The sequence below is a fragment of the Streptomyces sp. NPDC050546 genome, from assembly GCF_044457425.1.
In the GTDB taxonomy this organism is placed as follows: domain Bacteria; phylum Actinomycetota; class Actinomycetes; order Streptomycetales; family Streptomycetaceae; genus Streptomyces.
Map to the genome: position 1 here is coordinate 91,459 of NZ_JBITGX010000016.1, position 15,094 is coordinate 106,552.

Consider the following 15,094-nt stretch of genomic DNA (forward strand, 5'->3'; position numbering starts at 1 on the left):
CTCGTGCCTGGCCGACGGTTGTCGGCTCGGTGGCGCACCCGGCCGGACATTCGGGTGGTGTCGGCCGGGCGGTCGTGAAGATTTATCACGGCCGCAACATTGATCACATGGCTGATTTGTGACGCACCGCACAGGGAGAACCGGACAAAGCGCTGCCGAAGACGGCATAGAAGGCGGGTGCGGTGACGCGATCGTTATCCGGATTTGAGTGTCCTCTGAGCGAACACCGATCGGTCACCCGCAGGTCACAGGACCTGCACTGATCAGGGCATTAACGTTCACCGATCAAGGCATTAGCGTTCCGACCAGCGTCTCCTGGAGTCCGCCCAGCCACAGATAGGCCATCACCATCGGCTTGCGCGGGTCCTCGTCCGGGAGGCGATAGAGGAGATCGCTGTCCTCCTCATCGGTGATTTCCAGCCGCGAGCCGATCGCGAGCCGCAGATCGTTCAGCGCGCCCAGCCACTGCTGGGACTCCTCCGGCGACAGCTTCAGCACGGCCCCGCCCTCACCGGCCGAGGCCGAGGAGAGCGCGTCCAGGGAGCGGATCACCGCCAGGGCGCTGTCCCGCTTGCCGGCCCGCAGGTCGTTCTCGGTGTAGCGGCGGAACTCGGAGGAGTAGGCTCGCTGCTCCTCGGCGTCACGGGGCGAGGCGGGCTGCTCGGGGTCGCTGTAGGCGTCCGGGAAGAGCCGCTTGAGCACCGGATCGGTGGGCGGCTCGCTCGGGCCCTCCGCGAACAGCTCGGCGAGCGGGTCGTCCGGGGTGTCCTCAGCGGGGCCGGGGCCGATGAGCTCCAGGAGCTGGACGGCCAGCGACCGGATGATGGAGATCTCGACGTCGTCGAGTGCGACGGCCGCGCCGCCGCCGGGAAGCGGTTCGAAGGTTCCGGGCATGAACGCCTTTTCGCTGCTGGGCGGGCTGCTGGCTACTTGCGGTCCTGCTGGAGAGTGGCCCACAGGCCGTAGCCGTGCATGGCCTGCACGTCGCGCTCCATCTCCTCGCGGCTGCCGCTGGAGACGACCGCCCGGCCCTTGTGGTGGACGTCCATCATGAGCTTGGTGGCCTTGTCCTTGGAGTAGCCGAAGTACGACTGAAAGACGTAGGTCACATAGCTCATGAGGTTGACCGGGTCGTTGTGGACGATGGTGACCCAGGGGACGTCCGGCTCGGGGACGGCGAAGACCTCCTCCGCCGACTCGGTGCGTTCGATCTCCAGGGGTGCGGGTGACGTCACATGCCCATGCTGCCACCCGAGGGGGGTAGTCGCACAAACGGGCCTGGAAGCAAGGCGATCGCGTCGCCGGGAGACGCAATCGTCAGATTGACGAAATGGGGGTAGCATCCCTGCCATGAACACAGCGGACCTTGGGCTGCCGAAAGAAGAAGGGCGCGAAGCGCTTCCCCAGAAGGGTGGCGGTGGGCGACGGGTGGGCGTTCCCTCGACGGCGCTCTTCACGGACCAGTACGAGCTGACGATGCTGCGGGCCGCGCTCGCGGCGGGCACGGCCGAGCGGCGGAGCGTGTTCGAGGTCTTCACCCGGCGGCTGCCGAACGGGCGCCGCTACGGCGTCGTGGCGGGCACCGGCCGGGTGCTGGACGCGGTGGAGAACTTCCGCTTCGACCCGGGCGTCCTCGGCTTCCTGCGCGAGCGGGGCATCGTGGACGAGCAGACCCTCGAATGGCTCGCCGGCTACCGCTTCAGCGGGGACATCTGGGGCTACCCCGAGGGCGAGGTGTACTTCCCGGGCTCGCCGATCATGCGGGTCGAGGGCACCTTCGCCGAGTGCGTGATGCTGGAGACGGTGATCCTCTCGATCCTCAACCACGACTCGGCGATCGCCGCGGCGGCCTCGCGGATGTCGTCGGCCGCCGGTGACCGGCCGCTGATCGAGATGGGCGCCCGGCGCACGCACGAGCTGGCCGCGGTGGCGGCCTCCCGGGCCGCGTACGTCGGCGGCTTCGCGACCACCTCGGACCTGGCCGCGGGGTTCCGCTACGGCATCCCGACCGTCGGCACCTCCGCGCACGCCTTCACCCTGCTGCACGACAGCGAGCGGGACGCCTTCCAGGCCCAGGTGAACACGCTGGGCCGGGGCACGACCCTGCTCGTCGACACCTACGACGTGGCCGAGGCGGTCCGTACGGCCGTGGAGGTCGCCGGCACCGACCTGGGAGCCGTACGGATCGACTCCGGCGATCTGCTGCTGGTGGCGCACCGGGTGCGGCAGCAGCTCGACGAGCTGGGGGCGACCGGCACGAGGATCACCGTGACCTCGGACCTGGACGAGTACGCGATCGCCTCGCTGGCGGCGGCGCCGGTGGACGCGTACGGCGTCGGGACGCAGCTGGTGACCGGCTCCGGGCATCCGACGTCCTCGATGGTCTACAAGCTGGTCGCGCGGGCCGAGTCCACCGACCCGAAGGCACCGCTGGTGTCGGTGGCGAAGAAGTCGACCGGGGGCAAGACCTCGGTGGGCGGGCGCAAGTGGGCCGCGCGACGGCTGGACGCCCACGGGGTGGCCGAGGCCGAGGTGATCGGCACGGGGCCGGTGCCGGCCGAGCTGGCGGACCGGCAGCTGCTGGTGGAGCTGGTCAAGGGGGGCGAGGTGGTGGCGCGCGAGCCGCTGGACGCGGCGCGCGAGCGGCACACGGCGGCGCGCGCGGGGCTCCCGATGTCGGCCACGCAGCTCTCGCGCGGGGAGCCCGTCCTTCCCACGGAGTACGTGCACGGCGCCTCGGGTAGCTAATGCGATGTGCCGCGATGCGCCGACCCGTCCCCCTCCCGCCCTCTCCCTCCTGTCAATAGGCTCGGAAGTTCACCGGCCGGGCTTTCCGACCTCATAGCCGAAGGACACCGACCATGCGCCGCGCCTTGATCGTCGTAGACGTGCAGAACGACTTCTGCGAGGGGGGCAGCCTCGCGGTGTCCGGCGGTGCCGATGTGGCTGCCGCCGTCACGGAGCTGATCGGGCAGGCGGCCGGGTCCGGCTACCAGCACGTGGTGGCCACCCGCGACCACCACATCGCTCCCGGCGGCCACTTCTCCACGAACCCGGACTATGTCCACTCCTGGCCCGCGCACTGCGTCGCGGGCACGGAGGGCGTCGGTTTCCACCCCAACTTCGCCCCCGCGGTCGCCGGCGGCTCGATCGATGCCGTGTTCGACAAGGGGGCGTACTCAGCGGCGTACAGCGGCTTCGAGGGCGCGGACGAGAACGGCACGGACCTGGCCGACTGGCTCCGCTCCCGCGAGGTGACCGAGGTGGACGTGGTCGGCATCGCCACGGACCACTGCGTCCGCGCCACGGCCCTGGACGCGGCCCGGGAGGGCTTCCGCACCCAGGTCCTCCTGGACCTCACGGCGGGTGTCTCCCAGGAGACCACCGAGCGGGCCCTGGAGGAGCTGCGCGAGGCGGGCGTGGAGCTGTCCGGGAAGCCGGTCGTCCAGTAGGAAGCGGCTGAGCCCGCCCCGGCGGAGCCTGTCCGGGGCCTCGGCAGCCGGCCGGACGCCCGTCATGGCCCCGTCAGACGCACGGACCCCGTCGCTACGGACCGCCGGGCGCGCCCGATGGGCGTGGCCGCGTGCCGAGCCGCCGCGGGCGCGCCGTGACAGCGGCCCCGTCTCGCCCGGTCGGGCGGGCGTGGGCCCGCTCCCAGTGGGCGTCCCGGCGTCAGGTCTGGGCCGTCGGGCGTCTCAGGAGGGATCTGATCGGGCGCCACAGTTCCGTGGTGAGGTCCGGGGTCAGGACACCGTTGTCAGGGGCCGTGCGCCATATGAGGCCGTCGGGGTGGTGAAGGACCGCCGTGACCTCGTCGGGGGTCGGCGGCGCGGCGTTGCCCCGCAGGTAGACCGCCCGCAGGCCCAGATTGCGGAGCCTGGTCAGGGCTCGGGCGCGGTTGGCCGAGTGGACGAGCACACGGACGGAGCCGGGGCCGTGGGCGGCGGGGCTGGGCAGGTTCAGTGCCACCACCACCGTGCCGTTCGGCAGCTTGCAGAAGCCTCCTGCGGCCATGCGGTCATCCCCCCGTGTCGGTCGGTGTCAATAAGAGAACCACAGGACGCACCTAAACACGGATCGGCGGTGACCCGCCAGGGGGTCACCGCCGATCATGCTCTGAGCTGGGGAAATGCGTTTTACTTCGCTGCGGGGGCGACCTCGAGCTCGATCGTCGAGCCGTCCTTCGCCTCCTTGATGATCTTGATCTTGGTGTTGGTGTCAGTGATCTTGACGCCGCCGGTCTTGTTCGTCTCGTCGTAGTAGGTGTTCTTCCGGTCGTTGAAGACCGACACCCCCTTCGACGACTTGATCTTGGTCGCGACGTCCGCGTTGTGCAGCTTGATGCCGTCCGTGCCGTAGAGGCTGAAGGGCGAGTCGTAGGCCTGGATGCGGTTGCGCATCAGCGTGCCGTCGGACCACTTCATCGCCTTCGGGTGCGCGTCGATCGGCAGCAGCAGACCGGTGCCCGGGTGGACGCTGGTGTTGTTGTCCGCCTGGGAGGTGTCCCACTTCCAGATCAACAGGCCGTTCTGGTACGGGTAGTGCTCCACCCAGTCCGGACGGGTCGTGGAGAAGCCGAAGTTGTACGGGCCGACCTTGAGGGTCTTGTCGTACGACACGTACTGGCGGTTCTCCGCGATGTAGTACTGCGCGTAGTCCTTGGTGAAGGACGCGCCCATGCGGGAGAAGCCCTTCGCCGTCCAGGCCGCGTCCGCGGACTCGGCGTCGTCGGAGAAGACGGCGGCACCGTCGGCGGTGACGGTGATGCGGTCGCCCGCGAAGCCCTTCATCGCCAGGCCGCCGTCGGTCTGGTAGCGGAAGCGCAGGTCGATCTTCTTGCCCGCGTAGGCGTCCAGCGGGAACGCCAGCTTCTTGTACGCGTCGACCGTGCCGGTCAGCGCCGGCTTGTCGCTGCCGTCACGCGGGATCGGCTGACCGTCCACCGTGCCGTCCAGGGCGGTCCAGTTGGCGCCGCCGTCGGTCGAGACCTCGGCGTAGAGGTAGTCGTAGTTGGCCTCGATCTCGTACCAGCCGTCGAGGGTCAGCGACGCCGACTTCTTGCCGGTCAGGTCGACGGACCGGGTCAGCGTGTTCTTGAGGTCGTTGCCGCTGCCGCTCCACCACTGGGTGGCGCCCTGGGCCGGGGTGACCAGCTCGGTGGTGACGGCCTTCTTCGGCAGCTCCACCACGAGGCCCTGCTTGTGCTTGGTGTTGTACTCGGCGACGCCCAGCTTGTGCCACGAGTTGGTCGCGGCCTTCGCGGTGTCGTACTTGAGCCAGCCCAGCTGGAGCTTGTCCCAGGCGGTCATGTCGCCGGGCAGGTCACCGATCTCGTTCTTGCCGGTGCCGAGCCAGGAGCCGGAGGACATCAGGGTCCAGAAGCCGGTGGAGTTGTCGCCGCCGCCGGTGGTGTCGTAGTGGTCCGGCAGGCCGAGGTCGTGGCCGTACTCGTGGGCGTAGACGCCCAGTCCGCCGTTCTCCGGCTGGACGGTGTAGTCGCCGACCCAGATGCCGGTGTCGCCGACCTTCGCGCCGCCGAGCTTGTTGTCGGCGGGGCCGGTGGCGCCGGCGTCGGTGCCGAAGGCGTACCAGCGGTGGGCCCAGATCGCGTCGGTGCCCTGGACGCCGCCGCCCGCGGACTCGTCCTCACCGGCGTGCACGACCTGGAAGTGGTCGATGTAGCCGTCGGACTCGTTGAAGTCGCCGTCGCCGTCGAAGTCGTAGCGGTCCCACTGGTCGTACTTCTTGACGTCCGCCTTGATCTCGGCGTCGGTCTTCCCAGCTGCCTTCTGCTGGGCGACCCACGCGGTCAGACCGTCGCTGACGACGTTCCACACGCTCGGGCAGTTGGTGTCGCCGCAGGCGTTGTTGCCGTAACGGGCCTCGTTGTAGGGGACCTTGACCCAGTCGGAGACCTCGCCCTCGACCGAGTAGCGGCCGGAGGACTGCTTCTCGTAGTACTTCTTGACCGACTCGGTGTTCTTGCCGGTGCCGAAGTAGAGGTCCTCGAAGTACTTCTGGTTGTAGTCCGCCCGCCAGGCCGTGGAGTTGTCCTTCTTGCGGTCCGGCTTGGCTATCTTGTTGTGCAGCGGGCCCGGGGTGCCGCCGTACTTGCTGTCGATCTGGTCGCCGAACTCGACCAGGATCGTGAAGATCTTGTCGGTCTTCTCGCGGCCGAGCTCGACGTACTTGCTGTCGCCCTTCTTGCTCTTGAGCTGGACGACCTTCGAGCCCTCACGGTTCTTGACCGTGGACTTGCCGGAGATGACCTGGTTCAGAGCCTCCTGGCGCTGAGCCTCCTGGGTCTTGCTCAGCGGGCCTTCGAGGTTGTGCTCGTCGTGCTTGTGCTCCGCCGGGTCGTGCCGGTCCACGGTGGTGGACCGGGGAGCGGAGGCGTCGTCGGCCTGGGCCACCGCATAGGTGGAGACGGTGGCGGTGGCCGCCGCGAGCGCCACACCGATGGCGGCCGCTCTGAACGTCCAGGGTCTACTGGTCACTTGAGTTCCTCCCCCGCGTCCGGGCGCGCGGAAGGAAGGGGGCCTGGTCGAGTCAAGGTCCGCGCGCGCGTGATCAACGCGTGTAGTCAAGTGACGACATTTGACTAGAGGTTAAGCAGAAAAGACAGACCTTGACTTGGACAAGTCAAGTGCACTATGCGGAGTCCACGTTCGTTTTGCGGACAACCAACCGCATGCCCGTCTGGCAGCAGGCGCGCGCATATGTCCACTGGGTGGACGCCATGACCCCGTGCGCCCCCTGTGCTCCGGACCTGTTGATTAGGTCACGCTTACCGGCGGTTCCACTCGGGCACCCTGCCCCTGAGAATGTCACTTGGCGGAACGCTCGGTAAGCGGCGGAAAGCCAGGCCGACACCCCCGTGGACCCCCACTTTCGAGGACATGATGGCCATGCCCCGTCCGACTGCCGCACAGCTCGCCTACGGTTCGTGCACCGTGATCTTCTCGACCCTCGCCATGCTGCTGCTGTCACAGACGAGTTCGGGTCCGGGGATCGCGATCATCGCCCTCGCGGCGCTCGCCCTCGGGCTGCTGGTCGCCATGACGGTGCCCGGCAAACGCCGGACCGCGGTGGAACAGCCCGCCCCCGTGAAACCCCTGCGGGCCTCGGTCCCCGCCCCGGCCCAGGCCCCGGAGCCGGTGCACGAGCGGGCGGCCTCCTGACCTCCCGCTGATTCCCGGCTGCCTCAACCGGTGCTGACCACGACCGTCTTGGCCGCCTTGTCGTGCAGGCCCTGCTTGTAGGGCCGGTCGAAGAAGCTCCAGCCGCCGCAGATCGCCGTCCAGACACAGGCACAGCAGAAGGCGAACGGGATCCACAGCACCGCGGCCCGCAGCAGCGAGTTCTGTACGGAGGGCGTGGCGCCGTTGTCGAGGTTGGCCACGCGCATGTGCAGCAGTTTCTTGCCGAGGGTCTGGCCGGTCCTGGCGGTCAGGACGGTGTCGTAGGCGATGTAGAGGACGGCGGCGACGCCCGACTGCCAGAAGGACTTGCCGACCTCGATCTGATCGCTGTCCACGTCGTACTCGTTGACGTTGAAGCCCCAGGTGATCAGCCAGACGACGACACCCACCAGGATCATGTCGAGGATGCGGGCGAGCGTGCGCTTGCCGCTGTCGGCGAGCGGGGGCATGCCGGCGAGGGGGTCGGTGGGGTAGGAGCCGCCGCCGTACGGGTCCCCGCCGCCGGGGCCGCCGTAGGGACCGCCACCGGTCGGCCCGCCGCCGCCCTGGTACGGCGGGGGTTCGCTGCCGTAGGGCGAGCCCGCGCCCTGACCGGGCGGCTCGTTCGGGGGCTGCTTCCTGAACGGGTCGTCGTCCGGGGGCTGCTGCCCGGGGCCGGGGGGCGGTTCACTGCTCATGGCCCGAGTCGACCGCGAACCCCCCGCCTCCGCATCCGGCAGACCGCCGGACGGGGTACGGGACGGGGCAGTACGGGACGGGTGTGCCGCCGCTCAGCCCGCCACGAAGGTGTGGGCGGCCTTGTCGTGCCAGCACTGGCGCCACGGCTTGTCGAAGAGGCACCAGGCGACGCCGACGATCCCGACGACGAGCAGCCCGGGGATGCTGTAGACCAGCCAGCGGCGCAGGGCGGAGCCGAAGTCCGGGGCCTCGTGGCCCTCGATGTCGCGGACTTCGAGCCCCATCAGCTTCTTGCCCAGGGTGCGGCCCCACTTGGCGGTGGGCAGCACCTCGGAGACGACGCCGACGAGCAGCAGCACGGCCAGGATGATGCCGAGGTAGACCGACGTCGTGCCGTCGAGCAGCCAGACCGTGACGGTCTCGCCGGAGAGCTTGGCCGCGTCGATCTTCTCGTTGACGTGGTCGATCGCCATGGTGCCGAGCGGCACGGCGGCCGCGGCGGTGACGCCCAGGAGGACGACGGTGTCCAGCAGCCGGGCGGCCAGGCGCTTGCCGAGCCCGGCGGGGCGGGCCGCCGCCTGGCGCCGGGCGGCGGCCTGGAACACGTCCTCGGTCGGAGGCTTCCAGGGCGCGACGGGCTGCTCGTCGCCGGTTCCGGCGAGCCGGTGCACCTGCTGCGCCCAGGACGACTGACCGCCGCCGGGGCCCGCGCTGAGGGGAGTGCCTCCCGGCTGGGGTCCGCCGGGTCCGCCGGACTGCGGGGGCACGGTGGGGGCGGCCTGGGGCCCGGACAACGCCGTCGGGGCGGCCGCGGCGGACTGGGCGCCGACCGCCCCGGCACCGGCCTGCGCGGCGGCGGCCCGGGCGGCGGCCGCCTTGCCGGCGCCGAAGCCGGGCCCCGCGCCATTGGCCGCGGCACCTGCCGCACCGGGCTGCGCGCCGAAGGCGGGTCCGGACGGGTTGCCACCGGAACCGGCCGAGCCGGACTGACCGCCGAAGGCGGGTCCCGCCGGGTTGCCACCGGAACCGGCCGCACCGGCCTGACCGCCGAAGGCGGGTCCCGCCTGGCCGCTGCCGGCCGGCCCGAAGCCCCCGGCACCCGCCGGGCCACTGCCGGCCGGCCCGAAGCCGCCGGCGCCCGCATTGCCGTCGGAGGCCCCCGGAGTCCCCGTGCCCTGGCGCGGTGAGACCGCGCGGAACGTCATCGTGCCCTCGTCGGGAGCGTCGGCGGACGGTGCCGCTCCGCCCCCGGACTTCGTCGGGCGGCGGAAGACGAACGTGCCTCCGGCGGACGCGGCGTCCGTCTCCTGGCCGGCGGAGTCCCCGTCAGGCCCGGGGTCGGCGTGCGGCACCCTCGGGTCGGATCCCTGCGCGGCGGCGGCTCCCTGTGCCCCCTGCGGGGCGCCCCACGCGACACGGCGGTCCCGGTCGCCGCCGAACCCGGACTGGCGGGAGCGGTCGGCGCCCCAGGCGGACGCGGGCTCGGGACGGCTGCCGTGCTGGGCGTCGGCGGCGGACGGCTCCTGGACGGGCTCCGCGGCCGGGTCCTCGTCGAAGAAGTGCGGGCCGGTCTCCTCGACCGCGGCGGCGGAGCCGGATCCCGCACCGGGCGGCGGCGCGAGCGTCTCGCCGTCCTTGGGCGCCGGACGGCTGGTGCCCGGCACCCAGGAGGCACCGTTCCAGTACCGGACATATCCGGGAATGGACGGGTCCGGGTAAAACCCTTCGCGGGGCCTGTCGTCACCGGGGGCCGGGGTTGGGGCGCTCATGTCCGTCGGTCCCGTATCTGCTCGGGGGTCAACTGGGGGCCTCCACATCTATCAGACGAGCGCAAGCCCCACGGCCGCTCCCACCGGACCCACCCCATTCGAGCACCGATGTGCTACGCGCCGAGAGCCCCAGGCGAACAACCTCCCCAGGCGAACAACCTGAAGAAACTTCCGGAACCCGCGTAATGCTCCCGCCCCCGCCCGCTCTCTCCTCGTAACCGGCCCTCGGGGCCACCATCAGGAGAAGGGACACCGCCATGCGCACCGTGGTGGAACGCGAACTGGAGCTGAAGCTCGTCCTGTCGCCGGAGCGCTCGATCCCGGTACCGGCCCTGCTCGGATACCGCTCCGACGACCCGTACGCCGTCCACGTCACCTTCCACATCACCTCCGAGCACCCCGTGCACTGGACGTTCGCCCGGGACCTGCTGGTGGAGGGGGTGTTCCGGCCGTGCGGTCAGGGGGACGTACGGGTCTGGCCGACCCGGGCCGACGGGCGCGGCATCGTCCTCATGGCGCTGAGTTCACCCGACGGGGACGCCCTGCTGGAGGCGCCGGCGGCCCCGGTGTCGGCCTGGCTGGAGCGCACCCTTCGGGTGGTCCCGCCGGGAACCGAGGGCGAGCAACTCGGTATCGACGACGGGCTGGCCGAGTTGCTCGCCCAGTGACAGCGGGCGGGTCAGAACAGCTTGCCCGGGTTGAGGATGCCCAGCGGGTCGAAGGCCTGCTTGACGGCCCGCTGCATCTCCAGCCCGACGGGGCCGATCTCGCGCGCCAGCCACTCCTTCTTCAGGACTCCGACGCCGTGTTCGCCGGTGATGGTGCCGCCGAGCTCCAGGCCGAGGGCCATGATCTCGTCGAAGGACTCGCGGGCGCGCCGGGACTCGTCGGGGTCGGCCGCGTCGAAGCACACGGTCGGGTGGGTGTTGCCGTCCCCCGCATGGGCGACGACCCCGATGGTGAGCCGGTACTTCTCGGCGATCCGGTCGACCCCTTCGAGCATCTCGGCGAGCCGGGAGCGGGGCACGCACACGTCGTCGATCATCGTCACGCCCTTGACGGCCTCCAGCGCGGTGAGCGACAGCCGCCGCGCCTGGAGCAGCAGTTCGGACTCGGCGGCGTCGTCGGCCGGTACGACCTGGGTGGCACCGGCTGCCTCGCACAGCGCGCCGACGGCGGCGAGGTCGGTGGCCGGGGCGGTGGTGTCGAAGGCGGCCAGGAGCAGTGCTTCCGTGCTCTCGGGGAGGCCCATCTGGGCCAGGTCGTTGACGGCCTTGACCGTCGTACGGTCCATGAGTTCGAGGAGTGACGGGACGTGGCCGCCCTCCATGATCCGGCACACGGCGTCGCAGGCGGCGGCGGCCGAGGAGAACTCGGCGGCCAGCACCAGCTGCTCGGGCGGCTTGGGGCGCAGCCCGAGGACGGCCCGTACGACGATGCCGAGCGAGCCCTCGGAGCCGACGAACAGCCGGGTGAGGTCGTAGCCGGCGACGCCCTTGGCGGTGCGGCGGCCGGTGGACATGAGCCGGCCGTCGGCCAGCACCACGTCGAGGCCGAGGACGTACTCGGCGGTCACGCCGTACTTCACGCAGCACAGACCGCCCGAGGCCGTGCCGATGTTGCCGCCGATGGTGCACATCTCCCAGCTGGAGGGGTCCGGCGGGTAGTACAGGCCGTGTTCGCCGACGGCCCGGGACAGGGCGGCGTTGATGACGCCGGGTTCGACGACGGCGATCCGGTCGACCGGGTTGATCTCCAGGATCCGGTCCATCTTCGTCAGGGAGAGCACGACGCAGCCGTCGGAGGCGTTCGCGGCGCCGGACAGTCCGGTGCGGGCGCCCTGCGGGACGACCGGGACGCGCAGGGCGGTGGCGCTGCGCATGACGTGCTGGACCTGCTCGACCGTGCGGGGCAGGACGACCACGGCCGGGGTGCCGGCCGGGCAGAAGCTCGCCATGTCGTTGGCGTAGGAGGCCGTGACGTCGGAGTCGGTGAGGACCGCCTCGGCGGGGAGGCCGTCGAGCAGGAGGTCGACCAGGTCGCCGGTCGTCTCGGCGTCCTCGGGGCTGCGCGCTTCGATACGGCTCATGATCACAGGTTCGCACCCGGGGCCATCGGTGTGAACCCCGTCTGCGGCACCCTTCGCCTGCCCGGGTGTGGTCGTCGTACTGACGCACAGTGAGCGCCATGGAGAACCATCAGGAGGGCACGGAGCGACAGGAGAGCAGGAGTTCGAAAAGCCCCTTTCGCCGTCGGCGGGTGCGTGGCCGGCACGTGCTGATCGGCTCCGTGGCGGGATGTGCCGTGCTCGGCGGGGTGCTGGTGCTGCTGCCGTGGGACCGGCCCGACCCGCCGGCTCCGCCGTCGCCGGGTGCGCAGGCCATGGCGGCGGTGTCCGGCGGGGTGCCGGCCGCGCTGCCCGGCCTGGCGGAGCTGATCGACGAGCGGGAGAAGCGGCTGCGGACGCACCCGAGGGACGCGCGGTCCTGGGCGGTGCTCGGTGCGGCCTATGTGGAGCAGGGGCGGCGGCTGGCGGACCCGGGCTACTACCCGCGGGCCGAGAAGGCGCTGCGTACGTCGCTGAAGGTGCGGCCGAAGCGGAACACCCGTGCCCTGGGCGGTCTGGCCGCACTGGCCAACGCCCGCCGGGACTTCGCCGCCGCACGCCGCTGGGGTGAGGCGGCGCTGAGGCTCCAGCCGCGGCGCTGGACGACGTATCCGCCGCTCATCGACGCCTACACCGGGCTGGGCGAGCACCAGGCGGCCGAGCGGATGCTGGACCGGCTCACGGAGCTGCGCTCCGGGCCCGCCGTGCTGGCGCGGGCCGCCGCCGTCTACCGGGACCGCGGCCGGCGGGAGGACGCGGCGGCCGCGCTGGCGGACGCGGCGGCGGGCGCGCACGCCCCGGCCGAGCGGGCGGCCTATCTGGAGCGGGCCGGGCAGCTGGCCTGGGAGCGCGGGGACCTCGAGGACGCGCTGCGGCACTTCCAGAAGGCGGTGCGTCTCGACCCGGACCAGCGGGCAGCGCAGGCCGGGCAGGGCCGGGCGCTGGCGGCCCTGGGCCGGACGACGGAGGCGCTGAACGCCTACCGGGTGGCGCTCGCCAAGCAGCCGTGCCCGGGTTACGCCCTGGAGCTGGGCGAGTTGTACGAGTCGCTGGGGCTCGCGGAGGCCGCCCGGGTGCAGTACGACCTGCTGCGGGAGGGGGTGCGCGGGGCGAGCGCCGCCGGGGCCGACGAGGAGCTGGTGCTCGGGCAGTTCGAGGCGGACCACGGCGATGCGGAGGCCGCGGTACGACGGCTGCGGGCGGAGTGGGAACGGCAGCCGGGGACCGCGGTCGCCGACGCCCTGGGGTGGGCGCTGCACCGGGCCGGGGAGCACGAGGAGGCGCTGGTGTTCGCGCTGCGGGCGACGGAGGAGAAGCACTCGGGCGGGGTGCGCAGCGCGTTGTACATGTACCACCGCGGCATGATCGAGCGGGAGCTGGAACGGTACGGGGCCGCACGGCGGCACCTGACGGAGGCCCTGCGGATCAACCCGCACTTCTCGCCGCTGCGGGTGCCCGAGGCGCGGGCGGCGCTGGAGGCACTGGGCGAGCCGCCGGACACGGAGGTGCCGGTGACGGGCCCGGAGACGGCGGGGGAATGAGAGGGCGCGGGTGCCCCGTGACACCCGCACCGTCTCAGAGGGCGATCGGGCTCACAGATTGCCGCGGCGGGCCTGCTCCCGCTCGATCGCCTCGAACAGGGCCTTGAAGTTGCCCTTGCCGAAGCCCATCGAGCCGTGGCGCTCGATGATCTCGAAGAAGACGGTCGGACGGTCCTGGACCGGCTTGGTGAAGATCTGCAGCAGATAGCCGTCCTCGTCGCGGTCGGCGAGGATCTTCAGCTCGCGCAGGGTGTCGATCGGTACGCGCGTCTCGCCGACCCACTCCCCCAGCGTGTCGTAGTAGGAGTCGGGCGTGTTCAGGAACTCGACGCCGGCCGCGCGCATGGTGCGGACGGTCTGCACGATGTCGTTGGTGTTGAGCGCGATGTGCTGCACGCCCGCGCCGCCGTAGAACTCCAGGTACTCGTCGATCTGGGACTTCTTCTTGGCGATGGCCGGCTCGTTGATCGGGAACTTGACCTTGAGCGTGCCGTCGGCGACGACCTTCGACATCAGCGCGCTGTACTCGGTGGCGATGTCGTCGCCCACGAACTCCTTCATGTTCGTGAAGCCCATCACCTTGTTGTAGAAGCCGACCCACTCGTTCATCCGGCCGAGCTCGACGTTGCCGACGCAGTGGTCGATCGCCTGGAAGGTGCGCTGGGCGGGCGGTTCGACCATCGGCTGGGCCGCCACATAGCCGGGCAGGTAGGGGCCGTCGTAGCCGGAGCGCTCGACGAGGGTGTGGCGGGTCTCGCCGTAGGTGGCGATGGCGGCCAGCACGACGGTGCCGTGCTCATCCTTCTGCTCGTACGGCTCGGTGACGGAGCGGGCGCCGTGCTCGAGCGCGTAGGCGTAGGCGGCGCGGGCGTCCGGCACCTCGATGGCGAGGTCGACGACGCCGTCGCCGTGCTCGGCCACGTGCTTGGCGAGGAAGCGGCCCCAGTCGCTCGTGGGCTTGATGACCGAGGTGAGGACGAAGCGGGCGGAGCCGTTCTCCAGGACGTACGCAGCGGTCTCGCGGTTGCCGTTCTCCGGTCCGGAGTAGGCGACCAGCTTCATGCCGAAGGCGGTGGAGTAGTAGTGCGCCGCCTGCTTGGCGTTGCCCACGGCGAAGACGACCGCGTCCATTCCCTTGACCGGGAAGGGGTCGGCCTGCCGGGCGGTGTCGGGAGTGTGGTGTGTGGTCTGCGTCATAGCCGCAGGGTCTCCCCGCTCGGCAAGGTGCGCAATAGTTTGCGTTTCCGCTGGGCAATCTGTTCAGCAATACGGCCGGTGCACCGGCCTTTCTGTACAGGATGACCACCCCTGGAGGCTGCTGTGGCGATCGATCATCTGGACGGCCGGATCATCCTGCTGCTGGCCCGGGAGCCGCGGATCGGGGTGCTGGAGATGTCCCGGCGGCTGGGCGTGGCCCGGGGCACGGCGCAGGCCCGGCTGGACCGGCTTCAGTCGAACGGAGTCATCCGCGGATTTGGTCCGGAGGTGGATCCGGCGGCGCTCGGCTACCCGGTCACGGCGTTCGCGACGCTCCAGATCCGGCAGGGCCAAGGAGCCGACGTACGGGCCCACTTGGCGACCGTGCCCGAGGTGCTGGAGCTGCACACCACCACCGGCAGCGGGGACATGATGTGCCGGCTCGTGGCCCGCTCGAACGCCGATCTCCAGCGTGTGATCGACCGGGTCGTCGGTTTTGATGGCATCGTCCGGGCCTCCACGGCGATCGTCATGGAGAACCCCGTTCCGCTGCGGATCATCCCGCTGGTGGAGCAGGCAGCGGAGGAGACCTGAGTCGTG

The 15,094-nt window shown here is 71.0% G+C and carries 14 protein-coding genes; 6 read left to right on the forward strand and 8 right to left on the reverse strand.

Annotated elements, in window-relative coordinates; all coding sequences use genetic code 11:
• Positions 1-285 precede the first annotated feature (285 nt).
• Complete coding sequence (locus tag ACIBK5_RS33320; RefSeq protein WP_399025462.1) at positions 286-894, reverse strand: DUF2017 domain-containing protein; 609 nt, start codon at positions 892-894, stop codon at positions 286-288.
• Between the two features lie 32 nt (positions 895-926).
• Entirely contained in the window at positions 927-1,235 is a 309-nt protein-coding gene (gene clpS / locus ACIBK5_RS33325) for an ATP-dependent Clp protease adapter ClpS (RefSeq protein ID WP_020132202.1), read from the reverse strand.
• Between the two features lie 115 nt (positions 1,236-1,350).
• On the opposite strand from clpS, the gene ACIBK5_RS33330 reads away from it, so the two are divergent.
• Positions 1,351-2,748 (forward strand): nicotinate phosphoribosyltransferase, encoded by a 1,398-nt coding sequence (locus ACIBK5_RS33330; protein ID WP_399025465.1) that lies wholly within the window; start codon positions 1,351-1,353, stop codon positions 2,746-2,748.
• Positions 2,749-2,861: 113 nt separating this feature from the next.
• Positions 2,862-3,452: a nicotinamidase gene (locus tag ACIBK5_RS33335; protein ID WP_399025467.1), complete on the forward strand. Its 591-nt coding sequence runs from the start codon at positions 2,862-2,864 to the stop codon at positions 3,450-3,452.
• A gap of 220 nt (positions 3,453-3,672) precedes the next feature.
• Here the strand turns inward: ACIBK5_RS33335 and ACIBK5_RS33340 are convergent, their stop codons facing one another.
• Complete coding sequence (locus tag ACIBK5_RS33340) at positions 3,673-4,014, reverse strand: hypothetical protein (protein ID WP_399025469.1); 342 nt, start codon at positions 4,012-4,014, stop codon at positions 3,673-3,675.
• 122 nt (positions 4,015-4,136) lie between these two features.
• Entirely contained in the window at positions 4,137-6,497 is a 2,361-nt protein-coding gene (locus tag ACIBK5_RS33345; RefSeq protein ID WP_399025471.1) for an immune inhibitor A domain-containing protein, read from the reverse strand.
• A 405-nt stretch (positions 6,498-6,902) separates the two neighbouring features.
• On the opposite strand from ACIBK5_RS33345, the gene ACIBK5_RS33350 reads away from it, so the two are divergent.
• Complete coding sequence (locus tag ACIBK5_RS33350) at positions 6,903-7,181, forward strand: hypothetical protein (RefSeq protein ID WP_399025639.1); 279 nt, start codon at positions 6,903-6,905, stop codon at positions 7,179-7,181.
• Between the two features lie 23 nt (positions 7,182-7,204).
• Here the strand turns inward: ACIBK5_RS33350 and ACIBK5_RS33355 are convergent, their stop codons facing one another.
• Together ACIBK5_RS33355 and ACIBK5_RS33360 are read right to left on the reverse strand one after the other, a co-directional pair.
• Positions 7,205-7,879 carry an RDD family protein gene (locus tag ACIBK5_RS33355; protein ID WP_399025472.1) on the reverse strand — a complete coding sequence of 225 codons (675 nt, stop codon included), beginning with the start codon at positions 7,877-7,879 and terminating at the stop codon, positions 7,205-7,207.
• Positions 7,880-7,972: 93 nt separating this feature from the next.
• Positions 7,973-9,649 carry an RDD family protein gene (locus tag ACIBK5_RS33360; RefSeq protein WP_399025474.1) on the reverse strand — a complete coding sequence of 559 codons (1,677 nt, stop codon included), beginning with the start codon at positions 9,647-9,649 and terminating at the stop codon, positions 7,973-7,975.
• A 257-nt stretch (positions 9,650-9,906) separates the two neighbouring features.
• Between ACIBK5_RS33360 and ACIBK5_RS33365 the strand changes: the two genes are divergently transcribed.
• Entirely contained in the window at positions 9,907-10,317 is a 411-nt protein-coding gene (locus ACIBK5_RS33365; RefSeq protein WP_399025475.1) for an SsgA family sporulation/cell division regulator, read from the forward strand.
• Positions 10,318-10,328: 11 nt separating this feature from the next.
• On the opposite strand, the gene ACIBK5_RS33370 is transcribed toward ACIBK5_RS33365, so the two are convergent.
• Positions 10,329-11,744 carry an FAD-binding oxidoreductase gene (locus ACIBK5_RS33370; RefSeq protein ID WP_399025477.1) on the reverse strand — a complete coding sequence of 472 codons (1,416 nt, stop codon included), beginning with the start codon at positions 11,742-11,744 and terminating at the stop codon, positions 10,329-10,331.
• 92 nt (positions 11,745-11,836) lie between these two features.
• On the opposite strand from ACIBK5_RS33370, the gene ACIBK5_RS33375 reads away from it, so the two are divergent.
• A complete protein-coding gene (locus ACIBK5_RS33375) occupies positions 11,837-13,297 on the forward strand; it encodes a tetratricopeptide repeat protein (RefSeq protein WP_399025479.1) in 1,461 nt (486 codons plus the stop codon).
• A 51-nt stretch (positions 13,298-13,348) separates the two neighbouring features.
• Here ACIBK5_RS33375 and hppD read toward each other — a convergent pair whose 3' ends face one another.
• Positions 13,349-14,494, reverse strand: a complete 1,146-nt coding sequence (gene hppD / locus ACIBK5_RS33380; protein WP_399025481.1) for a 4-hydroxyphenylpyruvate dioxygenase — start codon at positions 14,492-14,494, stop codon at positions 13,349-13,351.
• 123 nt (positions 14,495-14,617) lie between these two features.
• Here hppD and ACIBK5_RS33385 point away from each other — a divergent pair, with 123 nt between their 5' ends.
• Positions 14,618-15,088, forward strand: coding sequence for an Lrp/AsnC family transcriptional regulator (locus tag ACIBK5_RS33385; protein WP_382580320.1), 471 nt, complete (start codon positions 14,618-14,620; stop codon positions 15,086-15,088).
• Positions 15,089-15,094 lie beyond the last annotated feature (6 nt).

What these genes read in the sequence shown, in the direction of transcription:
- ACIBK5_RS33320 (WP_399025462.1), bottom strand. Translation starts at nt 894, where the DNA reads ATGCCCGGAACCTTCGAACCGCTTCCCGGCGGCGGCGCGGCCGTCGCA.
- ACIBK5_RS33340 (WP_399025469.1), bottom strand. Translation starts at nt 4,014, where the DNA reads ATGGCCGCAGGAGGCTTCTGCAAGCTGCCGAACGGCACGGTGGTGGTG.
- ACIBK5_RS33375 (WP_399025479.1), top strand. Translation starts at nt 11,837, where the DNA reads ATGGAGAACCATCAGGAGGGCACGGAGCGACAGGAGAGCAGGAGTTCG.
- ACIBK5_RS33355 (WP_399025472.1), bottom strand. Translation starts at nt 7,879, where the DNA reads ATGAGCAGTGAACCGCCCCCCGGCCCCGGGCAGCAGCCCCCGGACGAC.
- ACIBK5_RS33365 (WP_399025475.1), top strand. Translation starts at nt 9,907, where the DNA reads ATGCGCACCGTGGTGGAACGCGAACTGGAGCTGAAGCTCGTCCTGTCG.
- ACIBK5_RS33360 (WP_399025474.1), bottom strand. Translation starts at nt 9,649, where the DNA reads ATGAGCGCCCCAACCCCGGCCCCCGGTGACGACAGGCCCCGCGAAGGG.
- ACIBK5_RS33335 (WP_399025467.1), top strand. Translation starts at nt 2,862, where the DNA reads ATGCGCCGCGCCTTGATCGTCGTAGACGTGCAGAACGACTTCTGCGAG.
- ACIBK5_RS33350 (WP_399025639.1), top strand. Translation starts at nt 6,903, where the DNA reads ATGGCCATGCCCCGTCCGACTGCCGCACAGCTCGCCTACGGTTCGTGC.
- hppD (WP_399025481.1), bottom strand. Translation starts at nt 14,494, where the DNA reads ATGACGCAGACCACACACCACACTCCCGACACCGCCCGGCAGGCCGAC.
- ACIBK5_RS33330 (WP_399025465.1), top strand. Translation starts at nt 1,351, where the DNA reads ATGAACACAGCGGACCTTGGGCTGCCGAAAGAAGAAGGGCGCGAAGCG.